18 protein-coding genes and 3 pseudogenes are annotated in these 24,123 nt (G+C 69.2%); 12 read left to right on the plus strand and 9 right to left on the minus strand.

Going from position 1 to position 24,123, the window contains the following annotated elements; genetic code table 11:
- Positions 1 to 315: 315 nt before the first annotated feature.
- The 5 genes from ON27_RS03250 (at position 316) to purM (ending at position 6,967) form a co-directional block, all read left to right on the plus strand.
- Entirely contained in the window at positions 316 to 1,917 is a 1,602-nt protein-coding gene (locus tag ON27_RS03250) for an ABC transporter substrate-binding protein (protein WP_043719076.1), read from the plus strand.
- 119 nt (positions 1,918 to 2,036) lie between these two features.
- Positions 2,037 to 3,047, plus strand: coding sequence for an ABC transporter permease (locus ON27_RS03255; RefSeq protein ID WP_280413089.1), 1,011 nt, complete (start codon positions 2,037 to 2,039; stop codon positions 3,045 to 3,047).
- Positions 3,047 to 4,081, plus strand: a complete 1,035-nt coding sequence (locus ON27_RS03260; RefSeq protein WP_051046168.1) for an ABC transporter permease — start codon at positions 3,047 to 3,049, stop codon at positions 4,079 to 4,081. The genes ON27_RS03255 and ON27_RS03260 overlap by 1 nt, the downstream gene beginning before the upstream one ends.
- On the plus strand, positions 4,074 to 5,759 hold the full coding sequence (locus tag ON27_RS03265) for an ABC transporter ATP-binding protein (protein WP_051046169.1): 1,686 nt from the start codon (positions 4,074 to 4,076) through the stop codon (positions 5,757 to 5,759). Before ON27_RS03260 ends, ON27_RS03265 begins: the two co-directional genes overlap by 8 nt.
- A 131-nt stretch (positions 5,760 to 5,890) precedes the next feature.
- Positions 5,891 to 6,967 carry a phosphoribosylformylglycinamidine cyclo-ligase gene (gene purM / locus ON27_RS03270; protein WP_043719079.1) on the plus strand — a complete coding sequence of 359 codons (1,077 nt, stop codon included), beginning with the start codon at positions 5,891 to 5,893 and terminating at the stop codon, positions 6,965 to 6,967.
- A 148-nt stretch (positions 6,968 to 7,115) separates the two neighbouring features.
- On the opposite strand, the gene ON27_RS03275 is transcribed toward purM, so the two are convergent.
- The 4 genes and pseudogenes from ON27_RS03275 to ygfZ form a co-directional block, all read right to left on the minus strand.
- Entirely contained in the window at positions 7,116 to 7,325 is a 210-nt protein-coding gene (locus ON27_RS03275) for a DUF3073 domain-containing protein (RefSeq protein WP_043686525.1), read from the minus strand.
- Positions 7,326 to 7,499: 174 nt separating this feature from the next.
- Positions 7,500 to 8,453: an asparaginase gene (locus tag ON27_RS03280; RefSeq protein ID WP_043719081.1), complete on the minus strand. Its 954-nt coding sequence runs from the start codon at positions 8,451 to 8,453 to the stop codon at positions 7,500 to 7,502.
- A 365-nt stretch (positions 8,454 to 8,818) separates the two neighbouring features.
- Positions 8,819 to 9,442: pseudogene (locus ON27_RS03285) on the minus strand (MOSC domain-containing protein); the annotation flags it as partial.
- Positions 9,443 to 9,536: 94 nt separating this feature from the next.
- On the minus strand, positions 9,537 to 10,652 hold the full coding sequence (gene ygfZ / locus ON27_RS03290) for a CAF17-like 4Fe-4S cluster assembly/insertion protein YgfZ (protein WP_043719119.1): 1,116 nt from the start codon (positions 10,650 to 10,652) through the stop codon (positions 9,537 to 9,539).
- Positions 10,653 to 10,834: 182 nt separating this feature from the next.
- Here ygfZ and ON27_RS03295 point away from each other — a divergent pair, with 182 nt between their 5' ends.
- The 6 genes and pseudogenes from ON27_RS03295 to ON27_RS45735 form a co-directional block, all read left to right on the plus strand.
- A complete protein-coding gene (locus tag ON27_RS03295; protein WP_043719083.1) occupies positions 10,835 to 11,755 on the plus strand; it encodes an aminodeoxychorismate lyase in 921 nt (306 codons plus the stop codon).
- Positions 11,756 to 12,601: 846 nt separating this feature from the next.
- Entirely contained in the window at positions 12,602 to 14,095 is a 1,494-nt protein-coding gene (locus ON27_RS03300; RefSeq protein ID WP_043719085.1) for a cytochrome ubiquinol oxidase subunit I, read from the plus strand.
- A 9-nt stretch (positions 14,096 to 14,104) separates the two neighbouring features.
- On the plus strand, positions 14,105 to 15,136 hold the full coding sequence (gene cydB, locus ON27_RS03305; protein ID WP_043719087.1) for a cytochrome d ubiquinol oxidase subunit II: 1,032 nt from the start codon (positions 14,105 to 14,107) through the stop codon (positions 15,134 to 15,136).
- A 4-nt stretch (positions 15,137 to 15,140) separates the two neighbouring features.
- The gene (gene cydD, locus ON27_RS03310; RefSeq protein WP_051046170.1) at positions 15,141 to 16,988 is read left to right on the plus strand and encodes a thiol reductant ABC exporter subunit CydD; all 1,848 of its coding nucleotides are present in this window, start codon (positions 15,141 to 15,143) and stop codon (positions 16,986 to 16,988) included.
- Between the two features lie 260 nt (positions 16,989 to 17,248).
- Positions 17,249 to 18,225: pseudogene (locus tag ON27_RS45730) on the plus strand (ABC transporter domain-containing protein); the annotation flags it as partial.
- 465 nt (positions 18,226 to 18,690) lie between these two features.
- Positions 18,691 to 19,305, plus strand: a pseudogene (locus ON27_RS45735) (ATP-binding cassette domain-containing protein); the annotation flags it as partial.
- Between the two features lie 437 nt (positions 19,306 to 19,742).
- Here ON27_RS45735 and ON27_RS03325 read toward each other — a convergent pair.
- Entirely contained in the window at positions 19,743 to 20,717 is a 975-nt protein-coding gene (locus tag ON27_RS03325; RefSeq protein WP_043719093.1) for a helix-turn-helix transcriptional regulator, read from the minus strand.
- Between the two features lie 96 nt (positions 20,718 to 20,813).
- Here ON27_RS03325 and ON27_RS03330 point away from each other — a divergent pair, with 96 nt between their 5' ends.
- Positions 20,814 to 21,209 (plus strand): RidA family protein, encoded by a 396-nt coding sequence (locus ON27_RS03330; protein ID WP_043719123.1) that lies wholly within the window; start codon positions 20,814 to 20,816, stop codon positions 21,207 to 21,209.
- Between the two features lie 75 nt (positions 21,210 to 21,284).
- Here the strand turns inward: ON27_RS03330 and ON27_RS03335 are convergent, their stop codons facing one another.
- The 4 genes from ON27_RS03335 to ON27_RS03355 form a co-directional block, all read right to left on the minus strand.
- On the minus strand, positions 21,285 to 21,992 hold the full coding sequence (locus ON27_RS03335; protein WP_043719095.1) for a heme-binding beta-barrel domain-containing protein: 708 nt from the start codon (positions 21,990 to 21,992) through the stop codon (positions 21,285 to 21,287).
- 188 nt (positions 21,993 to 22,180) lie between these two features.
- The gene (locus ON27_RS03345; RefSeq protein ID WP_043686601.1) at positions 22,181 to 22,486 is read right to left on the minus strand and encodes a DUF1416 domain-containing protein; all 306 of its coding nucleotides are present in this window, start codon (positions 22,484 to 22,486) and stop codon (positions 22,181 to 22,183) included.
- Between the two features lie 5 nt (positions 22,487 to 22,491).
- Positions 22,492 to 23,325, minus strand: coding sequence for a sulfurtransferase (locus tag ON27_RS03350; RefSeq protein WP_043719097.1), 834 nt, complete (start codon positions 23,323 to 23,325; stop codon positions 22,492 to 22,494).
- A 29-nt stretch (positions 23,326 to 23,354) separates the two neighbouring features.
- A complete protein-coding gene (locus ON27_RS03355; protein WP_043719099.1) occupies positions 23,355 to 23,849 on the minus strand; it encodes a DUF4395 domain-containing protein in 495 nt (164 codons plus the stop codon).
- Positions 23,850 to 24,123 lie beyond the last annotated feature (274 nt).

The raw sequence follows: 24,123 nt of genomic DNA on the forward strand, positions 1-24,123 counted from the left end.
AGATATCGCTCGCGCCGCGGCGCGTGATGGTTTCGTCCGGTGCCGTTGGGGGTACCGTGATGCGTTGTCCCGCAATGAGATCTGGCGTGCTCGAGACATGACGCCCGCCAATCCTGGACGTACGACCGGGTCTTTCTACGCCTCGTAGGCTGAGCGCATAACGCCTGCTGGGGACGCCGCGAGTTTTCTTCGGAAACGTAACGTGCCGAAAATGCTTCGTAGGTACGGTGCCGATCAGATCGGAAGTTCGCCCGTGTCCGCACCGGGCCCGCGATCCAGGCGAACGCGGTGCGGCGCTCGAGAAGTGGGGCCGTGATGAGGAATTCGAGGGTCGGGAGGCGAGCCGTCGCGGTCGCCTGCCTGTCGGCGCTGGTGGCGTCGGTGCTGGCGGGCTGCGGGTCCGGACGAACCGGCGAGGGCGGTGACGGCGCCGGATTGGTGGCGGGCACCACCGACAAGATCTTCGCGCTCGATCCGGCGGCCGCCTACGACAACGGGTCGCTGGTCGCCGAGACGCAGATCTACCAGTACCTGCTCAACTTCGCGCCCGGCGACGCGACGCCTCGGCCGGATGCGGCGCAGAAGTGCGAGTTCACCGCGCCCACGGTGTACACCTGCACGTTGAAGGACGGCCTGAAGTTCGCCAACGGCAACCCGCTCACCGCGACCAGCGTGAAGTTCTCCTTCGACCGGATGCTGCGGATCAACGATCCGAACGGCCCCGCGGCCCTGCTCGGCAACCTGGAGAAGACCGACGTGGTGGACGCGCGCACCGTAGCGTTCACCTTGAAGGTGGCCGACGACCAGACCTTCCCCGCGATCCTGCCCACCCAGGCGGGCCCGATCGTCGACGAGCGGGTGTACGCCCCGGACCGGGTGATGCCGGACGAGGACGTGGTGCGGGCGAAGGGCTACTCCGGCCCGTACACCATCGCCAGTTACGACAAGAACAAGCTGGTCGAGTACCAGGCGTTCGCCGACTACAACGGCATCCTCGGCACCCCGAAGACGAAGACCGTGTCGACGAAGTACTACGCCACCACCGACAACATGAAGCTCGACCTGCAGAACGGGGCGCTGGACGTCGGATACCGGTCGTTCACGCCCACCGACATCGAATCGCTGCGCGACGACGGCCGAGTCGCCGTGCACGAGGGCCCCGGCGGGGAGCTGCGCTATCTCGTGTTCAACCTGAACACCATGCCGGGCGGCACGCCGGAGCGGAAATTGGCCGTGCGCAAGGCCGTCGCCTCCAGCGTGGATCGGGCCACACTGGCCGAGGGCGTCTACAAGAAGACGTATTTGCCCGCGTATTCGTCCGTGCCGCAGGGCATGCCGGGCGCCATCGAGCCGTTCAAGGACATCTACGGAGCCCAGCCGAACAAGGACCAGGCGGCGAAGTTCCTCGCCGATGCCGGAGTCGCGACGCCGGTCGAGCTGAAACTCCAGTACAACCCCGATCACTACGGTTCCAGCAGTTCCGAGGAGTACGCGGCGATCAAATCGCAACTGGAGGCCACGGGCTTGTTCCGAGTCGACCTGCAATCCACCGAGTGGGTGACCTACCAGCGCGAACGAGCTCGCGACGGCTACCCGCTCTACCAGTTCGGCTGGTTCCCGGACTTCCCGGACCCGGACAACTACCTCTCGCCCTTCTTCGGCCCGAACAACTTCCTGCAATCGCACTTCGAGGACCCCGGCATCTCCGTGCAGTTGATCGCTCAGGCGACCCAGCCGGACAAGGACAAGCGGCTCGCGCAGATCGGGCAGGTGCAGCGTGACCTCGCGCAGAACTTCCTGCCGATCGTCCCGCTGCTGTCCGGCAAGCAGATCGCGGTCGCGGCCGCGGGCGTGCGAGGCGTGGAGCAGACGCTCGATTCGTCGTTCAAGTTCCGCTATACGGTGCTGAGCAAGTGAGCTCCGGCGACACCGCCGGGTCCAGGACGACGATCGCGCCGCGGATCGAGCGCACGTCGATTCCCGCCCGGCGCTTCGGCCTGCCGCGCCGGGGCGGCGACGAGCCCCGGCACTCGGCGCTGCTGCGCTACCTGGGCGTGCGTCTGCTGCTGATCCCGGTGACCGCCTGGATCCTGGTGACGGTCGTGTTCTTCCTGATGCGCGTGGTCGGCGACCCGATCAGCGCGGCGATGGGCGGGCGCATGACCCAGGAACAGATCGAAGCGCGCAAGGAAGCTGCCGGGCTCAACCGGCCGGTTCTGGTCCAGTACCGCGACTACCTCACCGGGTTGCTGCACGGGGACCTCGGGCGCTCGCAGGACAACCGGGAGATCAGCGAGGTGGTGCTCACCTACGGCGCGGCCTCGCTGGAGCTGGTGTGCTGGGCGCTGGTCGTCGCGTTCGCGATTGGTATCCCGCTGGGCAGATACGCCGCCACGCACCGGGATTCGGCCGCCGATACCACGCTGCGATTGCTGGCCATCCTCTGCTACGCCGCGCCGGTGTTCTTCGTCGGCCTGCTGTTGAAACTGGTGTTCGCCGTGCGGCTGGGCTGGCTGCCGGTGGCAGGGCGCGCCAGCACCAACGTGGAATTGCGGCTGCAGCACGTTTCACCGAAGACGAACATCCTGGTGATCGACGCGATCCTGTACGGCGACAGCGGATATCTGCTCGACGTGCTGAGGCACGCCGTGCTCCCGGCCATCGCGCTCGGCCTGCTCACCGCGGGCATCTTCCTACGGCTGGTGCGAATCAATCTGATCCAGACCCTGCGCGCCGACTACGTGGAGGCGGCCCGGGCGCGCGGGCTGTCCCGGCGCGTGGTGACCGGGCGGCACGCCTTCCGCAACGCGATGATCCCGATCGTCACGGTGATGGGCATGCAGATCGCCATGATGCTCGGAGCCTCGGTGCTCACCGAGACCACGTTCGAGTGGAAGGGCCTCGGCTACCAGTTCGCGCAGTACCTGTCGGCGCGCGACTTCATCGCCGTGCAGGGCATCGTCGCGTTCATCGCGTTCATCGTGGCGGTGCTGAGTTTCGTGGTGGACCTGCTGGTGGCGCTGATCGATCCGAGGGTGAGGTTCTGATGACCGCTCCGGAGCTGCTGAACGAACCACTGGTCACGCCGCCCGCGGCACGGCGGGGTGTGCCGGGCCTGCGGCTGTTCGGCATGACCGCGGGCTTGCAGCGCGCGACGTTGATTCTCGGACTGAGCCTGGTCGGCGTGTTCGTGGTGGCCGCCGTCTTCGCCCCGCTGATCGCGCCGTACGGGTTCGCCCAGAGCGCCGCCGACGGGGTCGATTTCGTCCGTCAGCAGGCGCCGTCGGCCGAGCACTGGTTCGGCACCTCGGTGCGTGGCGAAGACGTGTTCTCCCGGGTGATCTACGGCGCGCGGACCGCCCTGTGGGTGATCACGCTCTCGCTGGCGCTCTCGCTGCTGATCGGGGTGCCGCTCGGGCTGCTGTCCGGCTACCTCGGCCGGTGGCCGGACCGCGTGCTCGTGCTGGTCATGGACGCGATGTACGCGTTCCCGACGCTGCTGCTGGCGATCGTGGTGTCCATCGTGGTCGCGGGCGGCCGCTCGACCAGCCTGGGCGGTGTGCTGTCGGCGGCGGTGGCCATCACGGCGGTCTTCGTGCCGCAGTACTTCCGGGTGGTGCGCAACGCGACCGTGGCGGTCAAGCAGGAGCCCTACGTCGACGCCGCCCGCGTGACCGGCGCGTCGACCACGCGAATCCTGTTCCGGCACATCCTCGCCAACGTCACCCAGTCGCTGCCGGTGATCGTCACGCTCAATGGTTCGGAGGCCATCCTCACCCTGGCGGGGCTCGGCTTCCTCGGTTTCGGTATCGAACCGACGCAGGCCGCGGAGTGGGGCTTCGACCTGAACAAGGCGCTGTCGGACGTCTCCAACGGCATCTGGTGGACCGGCGTGTTCCCCGGCAGCGCCATCGTGCTCGTGGTGCTCGGCATGACCCTGGTCGGCGAAAGCCTGAACGAAGTGCTCAACCCGATCCTGCGCACCCGTCGAGCCGCGGTGCCCGCGACGGCCGGCTCCGAAGGCGTCCCCGGCGAGCAGGACGCCGTGGACGCCCGCGGGAAGGACGCGACCGATGTCTGAGCCCACCGCACCGGATCGACCTCGCCCCGCCCTGTCCATCGAATCGCTGTCGGTCACCTTCGCCACCGACGCCGGACCTGTGCACGCGGTGTCCAGCGTCTCCTACGAGGTCTATCCCGGGGAAGTGCTGGCCGTCGTCGGCGAATCCGGTTCGGGCAAGTCGGTGAGTTCACGCACGGCGATAGGGTTGTTGCCGGGAACCGCGACGGTGCGCGGCCTGGTCACCTTGGGCGGCGAGCAAGTCACCGCGATGAGCGAGAAGCAGCTCACCGCACTGCGCGGCGGCGCGATCTCGATGGTGTTCCAGGAGCCCGGACTGGCGCTCGACCCGTTGTTCACCGTCGGGTTCCAGATCGTCGAGGCGCTGCGGGCGCACACGAACCTGGGCAAGAAGGCCGCTAAGGCGCGGGCGGTGGAACTGCTGCGCCAGGTCGGGTTGCCCGATCCCGAGCAGCGGGTGGACTACTACCCGCACCAGCTCTCCGGCGGGCAGAAACAACGCGTGATGATCGCCATCGCCATCGCCTGTGAGCCGAAGGTGATCATCGCCGACGAGCCGACCACGGCGCTGGACGTCACCGTGCAGGCCGAGATCCTCGCCCTGCTGCGGCAGCTGCGCGACCGGACCGGCAGCGCGATCGTCCTGATCACGCACAACATGGGCGTGGTCGCCGACATCGCCGACCGTGTGGTGGTTCTGCGGGACGGCGCGGTGGTCGAGCAGGCGCCGGTGGAGGAGCTTTTCGCGCGCCCCGCCACGGATTACACCCGCGCTCTGCTGGCCGCGGTGCCGCATCTGGGCACCGAGCAGCTCGAGCACCGCCCGGCCGCCCGCGCCGAGGGCGATCCGGTGCTGGAGGTCCGTGACCTGGTGGTCGAATTTCCCGGCCCGTTCGGCCGGCCGCGGTTGCGCGCGGTGGACGGTGTGAACCTGCGCATCGGGCGCGGTGAGACCCTCGGTCTGGTCGGCGAGTCCGGCTCGGGCAAGTCCACCATCGGCCGATGCGTCGCGGCGCTGCAACGGCCGACCTCCGGGGCGGTGCTGGTGCGCGGCCAGGACATCGCGGGGCTGTCGCCGCGCAAGCTGCGCCCGATCCGGCGGCGCTTCGGGTTCGTCTTCCAGGACCCGGCCAGTTCACTGAACCCCCGGCTCACCGTGGGCGAGTGCGTCGCCGAACCGCTGATCGTGCACCGGGCGGGCAGTTCCGACCGAATCCGCGCCAAAGTGCGCGGCCTGCTCGACGACGTGCGGCTGCCCGCAGGCGTCGAACGCCGGTATCCGCACGAGCTGTCCGGCGGGCAGCGTCAGCGCGCCAGCCTGGCCCGGGCCTTGGTGCTCGACCCGGACCTGCTGGTCGCCGACGAGCCGACCAGCGCGCTGGACGTCTCGGTACAGGCGGCGGTGCTGGAGATGTTCGGTCAGTTGCAGCGCGAATGCGGCTGGGCGTGCCTGTTCATCAGCCACGACCTGGCGGTGGTGGATCAGCTCGCCGACCGGATCGTGGTGTTGCGCGACGGAGCGGTGGTCGAGCAGGGTGATCGTGATCGCATCCTGCGCGCGCCGCGCGAGGAGTACACGCGGCGTCTGGTCGCGGCGGTTCCGGTGCCCGACCCGGTGCGGCAGCGCCACCGCCGGGCGCTGGCGGCGGGGATGTTCGATGGGAACGAGATGGACTGATGGTCCCCCTGTACGGGCCGCGCTGCCCTATTGTCAAGAGGGCGAGCCAACACCGGTGCGGGGTCGTTATCCGGCTCCGGTAGCGTGAGCAGGCATCTATCCGCCGATTCGGTTTGGAGCTTTCCCCGAAAATGACTGAACAGACCCCCAGTGGTGGTGCTTCGTACGCCGCGGCAGGCGTGGACATCGAGGCAGGTGACCGCGCAGTCGAGTTGTTCGGGCCATTGGCGAAGAAGGCGACCCGGCCCGAGGTGCAAGGTGGCCTCGGCGGCTTCGCCGGACTGTTCGCACTGAAGGGCGGCTACCGGGAACCGCTGCTGGCGGCCTCCACCGACGGCGTCGGCACCAAGATCGCGGTCGCGCAGGCGATGGACAAGCACGACACCGTCGGCCTCGACCTGGTCGCGATGGTGGTGGACGACCTCGTGGTCTGCGGCGCGGAGCCGCTGTTCCTGCAGGATTACATCGCCATCGGCAAGGTCGTCCCGGAGAAGGTCGCCGAGCTCGTCTCCGGTATCGCGGAGGGCTGTGTGCGCGCCGGTTGCGCGCTGCTCGGCGGCGAGACCGCCGAGCATCCCGGACTGATGGACCCGGACGACTACGACCTGTCCGCGACCGGCATCGGCGTGGTCGAGGCCGACGCGGTGCTGGGACCGGACCGGGTCCGTCCCGGCGACGTGGTGATCGCCATGGGGTCCTCCGGTCTGCACTCCAACGGCTACAGCCTGGCCCGCAAGGTGCTGCTCGACATCGACCGCATGTCGCTCACCGGGCACGTCGAGGAGTTCGGCCGCACCTTGGGCGAGGAACTGCTCGAACCGACCCGGATCTACGCCAAGGACTGCCTCGCGCTGATCGCGGAGACCGACGTGCGCACCTTCGCCCACGTCACCGGCGGTGGTCTGGCCGCCAATCTGGCCCGGGTGCTGCCCGCGGGCATGGTGGCCGAGCTGGATCGCGGCACGTGGAACCCGGCGCCGGTGTTCAAGATGATCGCCCAGCGCGGCCGGGTGGAGCGGGCCGAGATGGAGAAGACGTTCAACATGGGCATCGGCATGGTCGCCGTCGTCGCTCCGGAGGATGTGGACCGGGCACTGGCGGTGCTCACCGCACGGCACATCGAGTGCTGGACGCTGGGCACGGTCAAGAAGGCGAAGGACGCCGACGCGGTGCGCGCCGTGCTGGTCGGTGACCATCCGCGGTTCTGATCGCGGCGAAGACACGTCAGAGTCCCGCATCCTCGTTCGATGCGGGACTCTGGTGTGTTGCAAGCCTTTTCGGCGCCTGTGACGTCAACCCGCGACAACGATCGAAGGGGGAGGCCCGTCGGCCTCCCCCTTCAGACGTGAATCCGAGTCAGCGGCGCCAGTCGTCGTAGTCGTCCTCGTCCCAGCGAGACAAGGAGTCGTCCGCGTCGTGCTCATCGGACAGCACACCACCACTCCGCTGGGAGTTGGGGCTTCCCGAAAGCTCGCGCTGAAGGCTCGCGAAGTCGGTCGACGGCGAGCTGTACTTGAGCTCGCGTGCGACCTTGGTCTGCTTTGCCTTAGCCCGGCCACGGCCCATGGCTGACCCCCTCGCGTCACAGCGGGGCGGCCTGGGGTTTGGTGGCGGCCCCGTTCGAATTAATACTCTTCCTGACAGACACTTTAGCGTGTGTCCGGCGGTCTCGCTTCCAGGAGTGGGGGAAGAACTCCGGAAGTGGGCCGTTTGCCCGCTTGTCGCCCCGGCGTGGAATAGCTAGACGACCCCGGGTATCGCGCGAATCACACCCACCCGGGCGCCGCCGCCGAGCACCGCGGGGGCCGCCAGCTCCGCGTGCGCATCGGTCCACTCGATCCCCATCCGATGCAGAATCGCCAGCGTCAGCGGCATTCGCGCACGATCGTGGCCGTCTTCGATCTTGTACGCGAAAGCCGATCCATCCGGCAGCGCACCGGCGTGCACGCCGTCGGCGCCGATCTTGCAGACCAGGCCGGGGGTGGCCAGCATGACGAGCAGATCGGGTGCGTTCGTGCCGGAAATCACTCGCGGATGGGCGCGGATCGCGTCGGCGACCCGGCGTTCGGGAGTGCCGGGCGCGGCCGTCGCCATGGTCGAGAACACCCGTGCGAGGTTGACCAGCGAGACCGGGATGATCGGCAGTCCACAGCCGTCGATGCCCAGGTCGGCCTCCGGCTCGCCGGTCAGCTCGGCCACCGTGGCGAGCACCGCGCGCTGCAGCGGATGCGACTGCTCCTGGTAGCCCTCGGTGGGCCAGCCGTTGACCGCGCAGGTCGCGAGCATCGCCGCGTGTTTGCCCGAACAGTTCATGTAGAGCGGGTGCGGCGGCTGCCCGCCGGCGAGCAGGGCGGCGCGGGCGCGCTCGTCGTAGGGCAGATCGGCCGGGCAGGCCAGGGCCGAATCGGCGAACCCGAAGCGGTCCAGCAGCCTGCGTACCAGTGCGATGTGGTCCGGTTCGCCGTAGTGCGAGGCGGTGGCGACGGCCAGCTCGGCGTCATCGATGGGCTCGAAACCATTGCGCAGCAGCGTGATCGCCTGCATCGGTTTGTTCGTCGAGCGCGGGAAGATCGGCAGGTGCACTTCGCCGAGTTCGCGGGTCGGCTCACCGGTGGCGTCGAGCATCACCACCGAGCCGCGGTGCACGCATTCGCGGAAGCCCGAGCGGACGACTTCGACCAGTTCCACACTCACAGTCGCGCCCCCGTGCCGAGTTCGCCGGTGTCGGCCGTCACGTTCCCGTTAGCGGCGGCCGCGCTCCCGTGCCGGTCGGTGGCGGACTCAGTAGCGTTCCGGTTTGCGGCGGCCGGGTCCGCGTGCCGGTCGGTGGCAGATTCAGTAGCGTTCCGGTTTGCGGCGGCCGGGTCCGCGTGCCGGTCGGTGGCAGATTCAGTAGCGTTCCGGTTTGCGGCGGCCGGGTCCGCGTGCCGGTCGGTGGCAGATTCAGTAGCGTTCCGGTTTGCGGCGGCCGGGTCCGCGTGCCGGTCGGTGGCGGACTCAGCAGCGTCCCGGTTCGCGGCGGCGCGGGCGGCGTTGCCATGTCGGCGCGCGTGTCGTTCGATCTGCATGCGCACGTCGTCGGAGATGGTCGGCTCGTCGGCGAGCAGGATGGCCAGCAGGTCCGGATCGGCGCCGGTGAACACGTCGCGAACGGTGATGCCGTGCTCGGGGACGTGCACCACCGAGACCTGGTCGCCCGCCCCGATCGTTCCCTCGGTGAGCACCCGCAGGTAGGCGCCGGTGTCGCTGCGCAGCGCGAACCGCTTCACCCATTGGCGCTCACCGCTCCAGTGCTGGAACGTCGCGCACGGCACGCGCGGCGCGGTCACCTCGAGCAGAGTCTCGCCGACCGACCAGCGTGCGCCGATCACCGAGTCGCTGATCGGAAGTCCACTGACACGCAGGTTTTCACCGAACCACCCGGCGGGCAGTTCGCGGCCGAGTTCCGCGCCCCAGCGGCGGGCGTCCTCGTCGGCGTAGGCGTAGACCGCCTGATGCACGCCGCCGTGGTGCTTGGTGTCGCAGACGTGGTCGCCGGCCAAACCGAGCGCGCGCACCGCGACCCGCCCCGCCACCGGTCGCTTGTCGATGGCGGTACGGCCGACCCGCCCCGGCACCTCGAGATCGGCGTGCACGACGCAGGCGGCGAGGACCTCGCCGGAATCACCGACGCGCATGGGCAGCGCTCCTCTCGTCACGAATGGGGAGCTCGGCACTGAGCAAGGGTGGGCTGTCGGCCAGGGAACGTCCCATGCCGGAAGGTGGTTCGTCAACGGGTCAGCGCCCGCGCAGCCGGTCGACCGCGATCCGGCCGGCCTGCGGCTCGTCGTCCGCGGGCACCGAATCGGGATCGATGGACGCCGCGACCGGGCCCGCGACCAGCGCGGTCTCGGCCGGGACCGCGCGCTTGACCAGCGCCAGGGCGATCGGGCCGAGTTCGTAATGGTCCACGACCGTGCCGAGCCTGCCCACCGCGCGACCGCCCGCGGTGACATCGTCACCGGTGGCGGGGCGTTCGTCGGCCGAGCCGTCCAGGTGCAGCAGCAGCAGGTGGCGCGGCGGCTTGCCGAGATTGTGCACCCTGGCCACCGTCTCCTGACCGCGATAGCAGCCTTTGTCCAGGTGAACCGCACCGTGCTCGGTCACGCCGCCGATCCAGCGGGCCTCGTGCGGGATGGTCCGCTCGTCGGTGTCCAGGCCGATCCGCGGGCGGACCGCCGCCACGCGCAGCGCCTCGAACGCCCACATCCCGGCGGGCACGGCGCCCGCCGCGGTGAGCCGGGCCCACCGATCGGCGAGCTGATCGCGGGGAACGACCAAGTCGAAGGAGTCGGCCGTCGGCCACGGCATCCGGCGCAGGAAACCGCCGCCGGGCAGCGGCGCCGCCTCGTACACGGCGGGCAGAGCGGCGATGCCGAGGGTTTCGGTCAGTCCGGCGACACCCGGCCCCAGCAGGCTCAGCACCGCGTGGTCGTCGGCTTCGACCGGCTTGGCGTCGGCCCAGAAGACCATCCTTTGCAGGAACGCGAGCAGATCCGGTCCACGCTCGGCCTCGGTATCGATCCAGACGGTGCCGTCCAGTTCGGTGAGCACGAAGTGATGCTGCACCCGGCCGTTCAGATCGAGGTCGAGGTTCTCCGCGGACTGCCCGTCGCCGAGAGCGGCGACGTGCTGACTCGAGATGGTGTGCAGCCAGGTGAGCCGCTCCGCGCCGGTGATGCGCAGAACGAAGCGATGCGAGCGATCGACGACAGCGGCGCGCTGCACCGCGGCGCGCTGTTCGCCGAACGGATCGCCGTAATGCCAGGCGACGGCGGCATCGGGTGAACCCGCCGCTCCCGCGACGGCTCCCGACACACTGAGCAGGGGGCTGGGCGCAACGACCACGGACACCTCTCCCACTCTAGGCGGGGCCGAGGGGCGGTGCGAGAACCGGGCTGCCGCGCCCGAGTCCGGCATAGCGGATCGGCATTGTGCGAGCATTACGACCGGGGCTGCGGTGAACCTTGACAAAAGGTCTTGCGAAAGCGGCCGTGACATAGGCATTGTCCGCCCCCACCGCCTACGCTCGTCGCATGGTGGATCGAGTTCTGGTAACTCTCGATGGCGCGGTGCGGGATGCCGATGCGCCATTGCTGTTTGCGGACGATATCGGCGTATTGCGTGGCGATGGTGTTTTCGAGACGGTGCTCGTGCGCGCGGGCGTCGCGTGCGCGATCGAATTTCATCTAGGCAGACTGCGTCGCTCCGCTCAGGCGCTCGATCTGCCCGAGCCGGAGCTGGGCAGATGGCGCGAGGCGGTGGAGACCGCCGCCAAGGAGTGGGGCAGCGACCGCGAAGGTGTGATGCGGCTGGTGCTGACTCGCGGCCGCGACTCCGAGCTGGCCGGCACCGCCGACAAGGTCAAGACCGGCGACCTCGCCGCCGCCGTGCCGGTGCCGACGGCCTTCGTGCTCGTTGCGCCGGTGCCCGAGCGCGTCGAGAAGGCCCGCACCGAAGGCATCGCCGTGGTGAGCTTGTCACGCGGCATCTCGGTCGACCTCGCGCAGGCGGCGCCCTGGCAGTTGCTCGGGGCCAAGACCCTGTCCTACGCCACCAATATGGCCGCCCTGCGATTCGCCGCGCGGATGGGCGCGGACGACGTGATCTTCACCAGCACGGAGAACCGGGTGCTGGAAGGCCCCCGATCCACCGTGGTGATCGCCCGCGACAAGCAGCTGATCACGCCGCCCGCGAAGAACGGGGTGCTGCCCGGCGTCACCCAGCGCGCGCTGTTCGCCGAAGCCGAGAAGGCGGGCTGGCAGTGCCGCTACGACTCGCTGTTCACCGCCGACCTGCTCACCTGCGACAGCATCTGGATGCTGTCGAGCATCTCGCTGGCCGCGCGGGTGAATTCGCTGGACGGACTGCGGATGTCGGCGCCGGACAACGCCGCGGAGATCATCGGACTGGTCGATCGCGGCATCGAGCGGGCAGGAGCCATCGGCGACTGGTGAGAACGCGGGCTCTGCCGCCTCTCCGGGTATTGAGGCCGTACTGGTGGGTGGCGCTGAATTTGCGTTCAGGTCGTGCGTTGGGGGTGATGGGGTTCTGGGCGTGCCCCGGGACTTACCCATGTGCTCGCGAGATCAGTTGTCGCGTCGGCGTTGGAGCGGGCGGTGCCGTCGGTTGAGGCGTTGGCGTGCCGCCCGGCGAGTCGGTGGGCCTGGTGGTCGCGTGGGGCAGGGGAGGCGGTGGCCACGCTGGTCGGGCCGGTTGATGCCTTGAGGTGAGCTGGCGGCCAGGTCGGTGGGTCCGGTGGTCTCGTGGGTGGGGAGGCGGCCGCCACGCTGGGGCAGGATGATGCGTTGGCGTGAGCTGGCCGCGAAGTCGGTGGGTCCGGGTGGTGGGATTGGCGTGAGGCGTGGCGCTGTCGGTGGGTCCGGTGGTCGTGTCGGCGGGGAGGCGGCGGCCACGCTGGTCGGGCCGGTTGATGCCTTGGCGTGAGCTGGCCGCCAGGTCAATGGGGCCGGTGGTGGTGTTGACATGAGGCCGTGGGGATGTTGCTGGGGCCGGTTGTCTCGGTTGGCGGCGGTGGGGCGAGTTGTCACGTCGGGTGGTGGGCGGTGTTCGTGTTGGTGGGGTCGGTTGACTCGTGTGCGCGGCAGGGGTCGGTCGGTGATGGTGCTGATCGACGTCGCCCGTGATCTCCGTCCTAGTCGACGGTTGGCGAGGGCGGAGTGAGCACGGGAAACGGCTGATCAGGGCGGGGATGCCCGGGTTGCCGTGGCGCAGGACTCATTTTTGCGAGCTGCCTCCGGCGTTAGTCTTACTACGACACGTCGTAGATACAGGAGGTCGGCTTGAACGCCCTGGACATCTCCCGATGGCAGTTCGGGATCACGACGGTCTATCACTTCCTTCTGGTGCCGCTGACCATCGGTCTCGCTCCGCTGGTGGCGGCCATGCAGACGGCGTGGGTCGTCACCGGCAAACAGCACTGGCTGCGGCTGACCAAGTTCTTCGGCAAGCTGTTCCTGATCAACTTCGCGCTCGGCGTGGCGACCGGCATCGTGCAGGAGTTCCAGTTCGGGATGAACTGGAGCGAGTACTCCAGGTTCGTCGGTGACGTCTTCGGGGCCCCGCTGGCACTGGAAGGCTTGATCGCCTTCTTCATGGAGTCGACCTTCCTCGGCCTGTGGATCTTCGGCTGGACCCGATTGCCGAAACTGCTGCACCTCGGTGCGATCTGGATGGTCGCTATCGGCGTGAACGCCTCGGCCTATTTCATCGTCGCGGCCAACTCGTTCATGCAGCACCCGGTCGGCGCCCGCTACAACCCGGAAACCGGTCGCGCGGAGTTGACGAGCATCGTGGAGGTGCTCACCAACAACACGTTGCTGGCGGCCTTCCCGCACGTGGTGGCCGGATCCTTCCTCACGGCGGGCACCTTCGTCGCGGGCATCGCGGGTTGGTGGATGGTGCGCAACGCCCGCGGCGGCGACGAGGCGAAAACGGCCGAGGCGCGCGAGATGTGGCGGCCGGCCGCGCGGGCGGGCATCGTCGTGATGATCGTCTCGCTGGCCGCGCTGGTCTACACCGGCGACGTACAGGGCAAACTGATGTTCGAGCAGCAGCCGATGAAGATGGCCTCGGCGGAATCGCTGTGCCACACCGCGACCAACCCCGCCTTCTCCGTGCTCACCGTGGGCACGCACAACAACTGCGACAGCGTGACGCACGTGCTCGAAGTGCCGTATGTGCTGCCCTGGCTGGCCGAGGGGCAGTTCACCGGCGTGACCCTGGACGGCGTCGTCGACCTGCAGAAGGCCTACAACGAGAAATTCGGGGTCGGTGACTACCGGCCGAACCTGTTCGTCACCTACTGGTCGTTCCGCGCCATGATCGGCCTGTCGGCGGGCTCGGCACTGCTCGCGCTCGCCGGACTGTGGCTCACCCGGCGCGGCCGGGTGCCGGACCAGCGCTGGTTCTCCTGGCTGAGCCTGCTGGTCATCCCGACGCCGTTCCTGGCCAACAGCGCCGGATGGGTGTTCACCGAGATGGGACGCCAGCCCTGGGTCGTCGTGCCCAACCCCACCGGCGACCCGAACCTGCGCCTCACCGTGCAGCAGGGCGTGTCCAACCATTCGCCGGGCGTCGTGCTGTTCTCGCTGATCGTCTTCACGCTGCTGTACGGCGCGCTCGCGATCGTGTGGTTCTACCTGATGCGCCGGTACGTGATCCACGGGCCCGATCCGGCCGCGCCTGTCGCGTCCGGGCCGCGCGACACGGACGCGGCCTCGGGCGGGCGTCGCACCGAAGAGCCCGCCGTCGAACAACTTTCGTTCGCCTACTAGGAGCCGGCGATGGGTTTGCAAGAGTTCTGGTTCGTCTTGATCGGCGTGCTGTTCACCGGCTACTTCGTGCTGGAGGGCTTCGACTTCGGCGTCGGCATGCTGATGCCGATCCTCGGCAAGGGCTCCGACGCGCGCAGGCGCACGGTGCTCAACACGATCGGCCCGGTGTGGGACGCCAACGAGGTCTGGCTGATCACCGCGGGCGCCGCGATGTTCGCCGCGTTCCCGGAGTGGTACGCCAGCTTGTTCTCCGGCTTCTACTTGGCGTTGTTGCTGGTGCTGGTCGCGCTCATCCTGCGGATCTGTGCCATCGAGTACCGCGGCAAGATCGACGATCCGCGCTGGCGGGCCCGCTGCGACATCGGTATCGGCATCGGTTCCTGGGTGCCGGCACTGGCCTGGGGCTGGGTGTTCGCCAATGTGGTGCACGGGGTCGCGCTGAACGAGAAGAAACAGTTCGCGGGCTCGGTGGCGGACCTGTTCGGGCCCTACGCGGTGCTCGGCGGGTTGGCGACCGGACTGCTGTTCGCGCTGCACGGCGCGATGTTTTTGGTGCTCAAGACCGCAGGCGAGGTGCGCGAGGACGCGCGGCGCACCGCCCGGCTGCTGCTGGTCCCGGCCGTGCTGGTGGTCGGCGGGTTCGGAGTGTGGACCCAGCTGTCCTACGGGACCGGCTGGACCTGGATTCCGCTGGCGCTGGCCGTCGGGGGCCTCGTCGTGGCGACCGTGGCGGATTTCGCGCACCGTGACGGGTGGGCGTTCACCGGCACCACGCTCACCGTCGCGGCGGCCACGGCGCTGCTGTTCGGATCGCTGTTCCCCGACGTGCTCCCCTCGACCATCGACGCGGCGTTCGACCTGACGATCCACAACGCGTCCTCGACGCCGTACACGCTGAAGGTGATGAGCTGGGCCGCGGCGCTGGTCACGCCGGTCGTGCTGGTGTACCAGGGCTGGACGTACTGGGTGTTCCGCAAGCGGATCACCGTCGAGCAGATCCCGGCCTCGGTCGGGCTGCCTCTGCGGCACGGACAGGATTGATGCCATGGCCCGTCCGCCGATCGATCCGCGCCTGTGGCGGCACGCCCGCTCGGCACGCAGTTATCTGGCGCTGAGCGTAGCGCTGTCGCTCGTGGTCACCGCCGCGATCGTGGTGGCGGCGGTGCTGATCGGACGGGTGCTGGCCGGAGTGGTCACCGACCCTGGTCTGCGCACCCTCGGCGCGTGGACGGCCGAACTGATCGTGCTCACGCTCGCGATCGCGGGGCGCGTGCTCGCCACCTGGTGGCAGTCCCGGCTGGCCCACCGGGCGGGCGCGAGCGTTGTGGCGGAGCTGGAGAGCGCGGTGCTCGGTGCCGGTGCGCGACTGTCCCCCCGCGAACTCGACACGCGCCGCACGGAGCTGGCGGTGGTGGTCGGCACGGGATTGTCCGGGCTGCGCGGCTATCTCGTGGGCTACGTGCCCGCGCTGTTGCTGGCTGTGCTGGTGCCGCCGGTCGTGCTCGCCGTCATCGCCGCGCACGATCTCACCTCCGGCGTGATCGTGGTGATCACTCTGCCGCTCATCCCGATTTTCATGATCCTGATCGGTCTGCTGACCCAGGGGCGGGCGGAGGCCACGCTCGCGGCAACCACCCGGCTGTCGGATCAAATGCTCGACCTGTTCGCGGGCATGCCGACATTGCGGGCACTAGGCCGGGAAACGGGCTTCGCCGAACCGGAAACCCCTTCCCGCGAACGGCAGGGCGCGGGGCCCGCGGGCACCATGCAGCACCGCGTGCGCGAACTCGGTGACGCGCTGCGGCAGCGCACCATGCGCGCGCTGCGCATGGCCTTCCTGTCCTCGATGGTGCTGGAAATGCTCGCCACGCTGAGCGTCGCCTTGATCGCGGTGTCCATCGGGTTGCGGTTGGTGTTCGGTGAGATGAGTCTCTACGCGGGCTTGGTGGCGCTGGTTCTCGCGCCGGAGGTGTATCTGCCGCTGCGCATGGTCGGCGAACGGTTCCACGCGGCTCAGGACGGTATGGCGGCCGCCGACAAGGCGTTCGCGGTTCTCGACGGCACGCCTCCGGAGCGAGACGACCTTCCGGCCGGCGCGAGTGCCGTGGCACCGGACGAGTCGCGGGCTCCGGATGCGAGCGGCCGGTCAGCTGCGCCGAAGGTGACCGGCGCGACGGAACGGAGTGCGAGTTCGGCAGGTCCCGGCACGGTGGAACTGTGCGACCTCTCGGTCCGAGCGCGGGACGGGCTCGCGCCCGCGGGCCTGTCGGCGACGTTGCGGCCCGGCTCGCTCACGGTGCTCGCCGGACCCAACGGCAGCGGCAAATCCACCGCGCTGCAAGCGATCCTGGGGCTGATCAGGCCCGACCGAGGCGCCGTGACCGTCGACGGTGTCGACGTCCGTGCACTGGACCCGGACCGCTGGTGGGCGCGCGTGGCTTGGCTGCCGCAGCGGCCGGTGCTGGTGCCGGGCACGCTGCGAGACAACCTCGAACTGCTCGGTGCGCGACCGGTGGACCACGCCGCGCGCGGCCCCGTCCGCGTCGTCGACGATCTCGAAGCCGCTTGTGTCGCCACCGGTTTCGACGCCGTGCTCGATGATCTGCCCGATCGGTGGGGCACTGTGGTCGGCCCCGGCGGCATCGGCCTGTCGCTCGGCCAGCGCCAACGTCTCGCGCTGACCAGAGTGCTGGCCACCGACCGCCCGATCCTGCTGCTCGACGAGCCGACCGCACACCTCGACGCCGCCGCCGAAGCCACCGTGCTGGCCGCTCTCCAGGCTCGGGCCCGCGCGGGCGCTACGGTCGTCGTCATCGGTCATCGCCCGACCGTTCTGGCCGCCGCCGACCACGTCGTCCAGGTTCGCGCCGATCGAGCGGAGGTCCTGCGGTGAACGCCGGGATGGTCGGTCGATTGTCCGAGCAGATACCCACGCCCGAGAGGAAACGGCGGCAGTCGATGGTCGCCGACGGAGCGATCGGCACGGCGCGGCGCGGTCGGGTTGTCCGCAATGCGCTCCTGCGGCGCGTTCAGGGACCGGCCGCTGCTGGACCGGCCTCGGCCCACCAGCACGAGGGACGTACGAGACTCGCGATCGCGACGACGCGGGGCGTTTCGCGCGACACCCGCGCGGTGCTCGCTGATCTGCGGCGAATGTGGGAGCTGCTCGAATTGTCCCGCCCGCGGGTCGCGGTGGCGATCGGCTGGGGCGTGCTGGCGCTGGGCAGCGGGCTCGGGCTCGCGGCGCTGGCGGCCTGGCTGATCGCGCGGGCCTGGCAGATGCCGCCGGTGCTCGACCTGAGCATCGCCGTCGTCGCGGTGCGCGCGCTCGGTATCTCGCGCGGCCTGTGCCGGTACCTGGAACGGCTCGCGACGCACGACGTCGCCCTGCGCGCCATGACCACGGCGCGAACCACGGTCTACCGGACGCTGGCCCGCTCGAATCATTGGCTGCGCCGACCCGACGCGCACGGCGGCGACCGGCTGGACGCGTGGCCCCGGGAGACGAAGCCGCCGCGCCGCGGTGATCTCCTGGTCCGGATCGGCAGCGACATCGATGATCTGGGCGCCGTGGTGGTCCGCGTGTTCGTTCCGGTCGCGGTCGCCGCCGTCCTCTCGGTCGCCGCCGTCGCGCTGCTGGCGACGATCTCGCCGAACGCGGCCGCGATTCTCGCGGGTGCGCTGGTGCTGTCGGGGATAGTCGCGCCGTGGTTGTCGGCCGAGGCGGCCTCGGAGGCGGAACGCGCCGTGCGCGCCGACCGGGCGGAGTTCACCGCGCAGGCGCTCACGGTCCTCGACCACGCCGCCGAACTGCGCGTGGCCGGTCGCCTCGACGCCGCCCTCGACGCGGCCGGGGAAGCTTCCCGCCGGGCGGTCGCGGCGGAGGACCGGGCCGCCGCGCGCAGCGCGTGGTCGGCCGCCGCCACGCCGCTGTCGATCGGAGCAGCTGTGCTCGGCGCCCTGCTGATCGGCATCACCGTCTAGGCCCCCACGGCGGCACGGCGGGCGCGATGACACCCATGGCACTGGTGATCCTGGTGCTGCTGCCCCTCTCCGCCTTCGAAGCGGTCGGCCCGCTGCCCGCGGCGGCGCAGGCCCTGACAACTGCCCGTGCGGCGCTGCGTCGCATGGACGGGCTGGAAGCCGAGTCGCCCACCGGCACGTCGGCAGACCCCTGGGCGACTGCTCGTGCCCTGCCCGCCGGGGACGCGGCGGCGTGCGCCATCCGCATACCGAGCGTCGGAACCGGGACGGACGATCCGCCGCGCACGGGGGTCGCGCCGTCCGACCTGGTCGGCGACGCCGCGCGGACCGGGGACGCCCGACCGGTCCTCCCGGCCTCTTCCGCGCTCGTGACCGGCGGGGCCGGTAACGGCGCGCCCCGTGAAACTGCCTCCGAAGGGCATTCCGACAACGGTCCAGCGCGCCCGGAGGACTTGAAAGAAAGCGTCGCCGCACTGGTCCCGTGTCGGCTCGATGACGGCCCCGCGACGGCCGACCCATATGACGCCGGACTTGGATGCGAATCAGAGCCGGGACAAGAATGGTCGGCGAGTGACGCCCACTCGGCCCGGACGCTCAACGTCCGCGTGCCGGAACTGCCGCGAGGACGGCGCATCGCGGTGGTCGGCCCCAGCGGCGCGGGCAAGACGACTCTGCTGATGCAGTGGGCCGGGTTGTTCGACGCCCCTCGCCCCGGCGTCACCTTCTTCGCCGAGGACGCGCACCTGTTCGGCACCTCCGTGCTGGAGAATCTGCGGGTCGCGCGCGGCGATCTCACCGCGGAACAGGCCGAGAAGGCGTTGCGGACGGCCGGTCTCGGCGACTGGCTGGACGGGCTGCCGGAGGGAGTGCACACCGATCTGGCCGGGGGAGCGGCCGCGGTGTCGGGCGGTCAGCGTCGCCGGATCCTGCTCGCGCGGGCACTGGTGTCACCGGCACGGGTATTGCTCCTCGACGAGCCGACCGAACACCTGGAAGCCGAGGCCGGGGCGCGACTGCTGCGCCACCTCCTCGACGCCGATAGCGGTCTCGTCGCACCCGATCGCGTCGTGATCGTCGTCACGCACCACCTGCCGCGCGACCATCAGGCCGACACGGTGCTACAGATATCCGCATCAGGCGAGGTCACAACCGTTTTCGGGAGCGAGGAACCAGCGTGCCGCGCCACCGTTTCAGCCCACCGAGAAATTCCGTTGCCGAGCTACTGACGCATCGCTAGATTCGTTCGTACACGAGGAAGGAGGTGGTTCGAAGAATGGATATTCATAGGACACGTGAGGTGGCTGTCCGCTAGCGCCACCGCTGCAGGTGGATTCGCCCGCGCGAGCGCTGAGCGAAATCCAGGCAGTCACCCGGCCCCCGAGCCCCGGTCGGTCCGACCGGACCCGTGCGACGCAAGAAGCACCGGTATGGCTCGGGGGCTGTTCTGTTCTGGTCCGCCTCTCCGGGTATTCAGGCCGTACCAGTGGGTGGGGGGTTGGTAGGTCACAGGTCTTGCGTTGGGGGTGGGCTGGGTTTTGGGCGTGCCCGGTGAGTTACCCATGTGCTCGAGATCAGGTGTCGCATTGGTGGGGGGGCACGCGGAGTGCTGTGTTTGCGAGATCAGGTGTCGTTTCTGGCGGAGGCGCGCGGGGTGCGTTGGCTCTCAGGATGGCTTTGCGTAGCAGGCGGCGATTTCGGCGGCGCGGTTGTGCAGGCTCGTGCGTAACCATTGCGGGGCGAGGGCTTCCGCGTCGGTCACGAGTTGCCAAAGTGCCCACTCGGCATGTCTGGGATCTTGGAAGGTCACCTTCAGTCGCAGCCAGCCGTCGGTGTCGGTCTCTTCGGCGCTGACGGCGAGGGCGGTGTTCACCAAGTCTTCTCGCCGTGCCGGGTGCACCCGTACCTCCACGGCGACTTGGTCGCCGCCGGTCCGGAACCGTGTGCTGCGCTCCTGCCAGGCCCGGTCCAGATCGACCCGGTCCGGTCGCTCCGCGGGTTCCGGAAGTTCCTCGGCGGCCGACACCCGCGACAGCCGGTAGGTGCGGTCCGCGCCCGATCTCGTAGCCAGCAGATAGCCCTGGCCGCGCACGGTGACCAGGCCGATCGGATCCACCGTGCGCCACTTCGGGGTCTGGTCGGCCGCCGCGTAGCGGATGCGCAGCTTGTGTCCGGCGAACACCGCGCGCCGCACCTCGGTCACGATGGTGTCGGGCACTTCCTCGGCAACCAGCCGTCGCGAGAGGAGGTCGGTCTCGGGTTCGATGAGCAATCGCCGGGCCGCGTCGCCGGCGGTGGCCCGATAGCTTTCCGGCAGCGCGTCCACCACTTTGAGCATGGCCGACGCGAGCGCCGAGCCGAGGCCGAAGACTTGCGCGCCGCGCCGTGATCCGGCGACCAGCAGGGCGAGTGCTTCGTCGTGGTTGAGTCCGGTGAGTTCGGTCTGGAAACCGGGCAGCAATTCGAAACCGCCGTGCCTGCCGCGTTCGGCGTAGACCGGGACGCCCGCCGCGGAGAGGGCTTCGATGTCGCGCAGCACGGTGCGCGTGGATACCTCCAGTTCGCGGGCGAGCGTGTCCGCGGTCAACCGACCGCGCTGACGTAGCAACAGCACCAGCGAGACCAATCGGTCGGCGCGCATACGGAAAATCTACCGAAATACCTGACCGAGGATGTCGTGTTTTGTTGGCAGGCTCATGGACGTAAGGACACTCGATGAATTGGAGCTGATGTGGTTCTGCGACGAACGGCGGTCAACCCCGTGACGTGGGCGGCGGAGATGGGATTCAACCAGGGTGAGATCGTCTCCGGGCAGACCCGGACCCTCTACTGCTCGGGGCAGACCGCGATGAGCGGTGATGGCAAGCCCCAGTACGACGGTGACATGGCGGCCCAGTTGGCGTTGAGCCTCGACAACCTGGAGGCCGTCCTCGGCGAGGCCGGCATGTCCCTGGCGAATCTCGTTCGGCTCAACGTCTACACCACCGACGTGGATCTGCTGTTCCCGCACTACGGCGTGCTGGCATCGCGGTTGGGCGCCGCCGGGGTGGCGCCGGCCACCACGATGCTGGGTGTGACACGGCTGGCGATCCCCGGCCAGATGGTCGAACTCGAGGGGACCGCCGTCGCTTGACCTCGCCGCTGCTCGTGCCGGTCGAACCGGCACGAGTGAGTTCCCTCTTGCCCGCGGCGATGCGGGCAGCTCGGCTCAGCCGATGTAGCGCTGCAAGCGGGCGGAGAGGCGGGGTTCGAGGGGGCCGTCGGCTACCACGCGCTCCTCGACGTAGGCCAGGTCGCCGCCTTCGACGATGCCGTAGAGGCGTTTGGCGCCGCCCACGACGACGCCGGACTGGCTGCGGATCACCACGTCGGTGGCCAGTTCCCAGGACGACTGGGTCAGCGCCTGCCCGTAGAACAGCTCCACGATGCCGCCGTTGTGCGCCAGCAGCAATTCGATGACCTCGTCGTCGCCGTCGATGCCGACCCGCCAGAAACCGCTCTCGCGCAGGTCGGGGCCGTCGTAGCCGCCCTCGGCGTCGATAACCCAGGACCGGGACTCCCAGGCCAGGTAGTCGCCGCCGTCGTGCGAGACGACGATCTGCTGGCCGAACCGGTAGTCGCCGCGCTCGGGGTCGTTGCCCTCGCCCTCACCGCGCCACACGCCCACCAGGGGGAGCAGCGCGAGCATCGAGGCGCTCAGATCCGGGCCGAGCCGCAGATTGGCGGTGTCGTCGGGCAGCGGAAGATCCGGCAGGACCGGGATGTTGCGGGCGCCGGTCGATTTCGCCCGTTCGGCGGCGTCGGCTACGGCCTGGTCACCGCTGCGGCGACCGGCGGAGTCGGCCGGAGCGTTACCGTTCAGTTGTTCACTCGCTCGCTCGGCCGGGTTGGAACCTTCGCTCGCGAGTTCGCTCATGATTCGGTGAACAGCCGGTAGAAGACGTAGAGGCCGAACCAGCCGATCAGCACGGCCACGGCCACCAGCAGAATCTCGAAGAAGAGGACCACGATCCGAGTCTAACGACCCTCGTGCGGCGGCACGCAAACGGCCCCGGTGCTTCCGCGGAGCGGAAAGCGACCGGGGCCGTTCGCGAGTAGGCGGTCTTACTTGGCGACCGCGACGTCCACCGAATGGATGCCCGCGCCTTCGGGGCGCACCTCGGCGGAGCCGTTGCCCGCCGAGGACAGCGCGCGAACGGTCCACGAGCCGGGAGCCGCGAAGAACCGGAAGTCACCGGTGCCCGAGGCGACCACCTCGGCGGTGAAGTCGCCGTTGCCGTCGAGCAGGCGCACGAACGCCCCGCCCACCGGCTGGCCGTCGGTGCTCAGGACCCGGCCGGTGATGACCGTCTCCTTCTCCACGTCGACCCCGGCCGGGATGGCCTGACCCTGAGTAGGTGCTGCACACATGTCGATTACTCTCCCAACTCGATCGGAGCGCCGACGAGGGAGCCGTATTCGGTCCAGCTCCCGTCGTAGTTCTTGACGTTCTGGTGGCCGAGCAGTTCCTGCAGCACGAACCACGTGTGCGAGGAGCGCTCGCCGATCCGGCAGTACGCGATGGTCTCCTTCTCGCCGTCCAGGCCGGCTTCCTGGTAGATCTCGGTCAGCTCGGCGTCGGACTTGAAGGTGCCGTCCTCGTTCGCGGCCTTGCTCCACGGCACGTTGATGGCACCGGGGATGTGGCCCGGACGCTGGCTCTGCTCCTGCGGCAGGTGCGCGGGCGCCAGGATCTTGCCGGTGAACTCGTCGGGGGAACGCACGTCGACCAGGTTCTTCGTGCCGATGGCGGCGATGACCTCGTCGCGGAAGGCGCGGATGGACAGGTCGGGCGCGGAGGCCTTGTACTGGGTGGCGGGGCGGTTCACCGGCTCGGTGGACAGCGGACGGCCGTCCAGCTCCCACTTCTTACGGCCACCGTCGAGCAGCTTGACGTTGTTGTGGCCGTACAGCTTGAAGTACCAGTAGGCGTACGCGGCGAACCAGTTGTTGTTGCCGCCGTACAGGATGACCTCGTCGTCGTTGGAGATGCCGCGCGCCGAGAGCAGATCGGAGAACTGCTCCTGGTTCACGAAGTCGCGACGAACCTGGTCCTGCAGGTCCTTCTTCCAGTCGAGCCGGACGGCACCCTCGATGTGACCACCGTCGTAGGCGGAGGTGTCCTCGTCGACCTCGACGAAGACGACGCCGGGGGCGTTGAGGTTCTCTTCGGCCCAGTCAACGGAGACCAGGACATCGGAGCGAGCCATTGTTTTCCTTTCAGAGATGACGTGCAGGGTCAGTTCGATGCCGGTGACGGGCTCCGGCGGAGGCGGGCTGCCAGCGGATAGATCCGGCAACCCAGGCAGATCCCGAACGCAGCGTTCAGGAACGCCGCGAACAGGGCGAAGCCGGCGAACACCGCGCCGACGACTGTGGAGCCGAGCGCGAAGCCCAGCAGGCTGACGGCCGCGAAGACGAAACCGAGCAGCTGCGCGAACCGCAGCGGAGCCGTCGGCTCGGTCGCGTCGGCCGGCGCGAGACGCGGCGCGACGAAAGCCGCGTAGATCCGCCCGTACGGGTGGCGGCGCGGACCGAGGGCGGCGCCGAGGGCGAAGACGACCGCTTGCAGGGCGATCAGGATCGCCGCGGCGGCCGGAGCGAGCGCGGCGGTGAGCAGGACGAGGACCAGCACGCCGGTGGTGACCCAGGCGACGAAACGCGGTCCGCGGACATCGACCTGGTCGGTGGTAGTGGGAAGGGGTCCGGAAATGTTACGGATCTCGGTGGACATGGTGCGTACTCCTGCGCTGAATAAGTCCGATGACTGAATATTTGCCAATTCGCCGGGGGATCGTGAGATCACTCGCGCGGCGGACAAAGGTCGGCGTCAGGAAATCCGGGGAAGCCGACCGATCAGCGGCACAGGCAGCAACAACCACCGAGCCGACACAGATCCACTGTGCGGCGTCGGGTGAGCATCAGCTCGTGGTTGGAAAGCACGCCAAGCAGTTTACCCAATTCGGCGGGAGAATTGGACCCGGGGTGGATCACATCCGTCCAGGGGT

It is taken from the genome of Nocardia asiatica NBRC 100129 (assembly GCF_000308415.1).
GTDB classification, from domain to species: domain Bacteria; phylum Actinomycetota; class Actinomycetes; order Mycobacteriales; family Mycobacteriaceae; genus Nocardia; species Nocardia asiatica.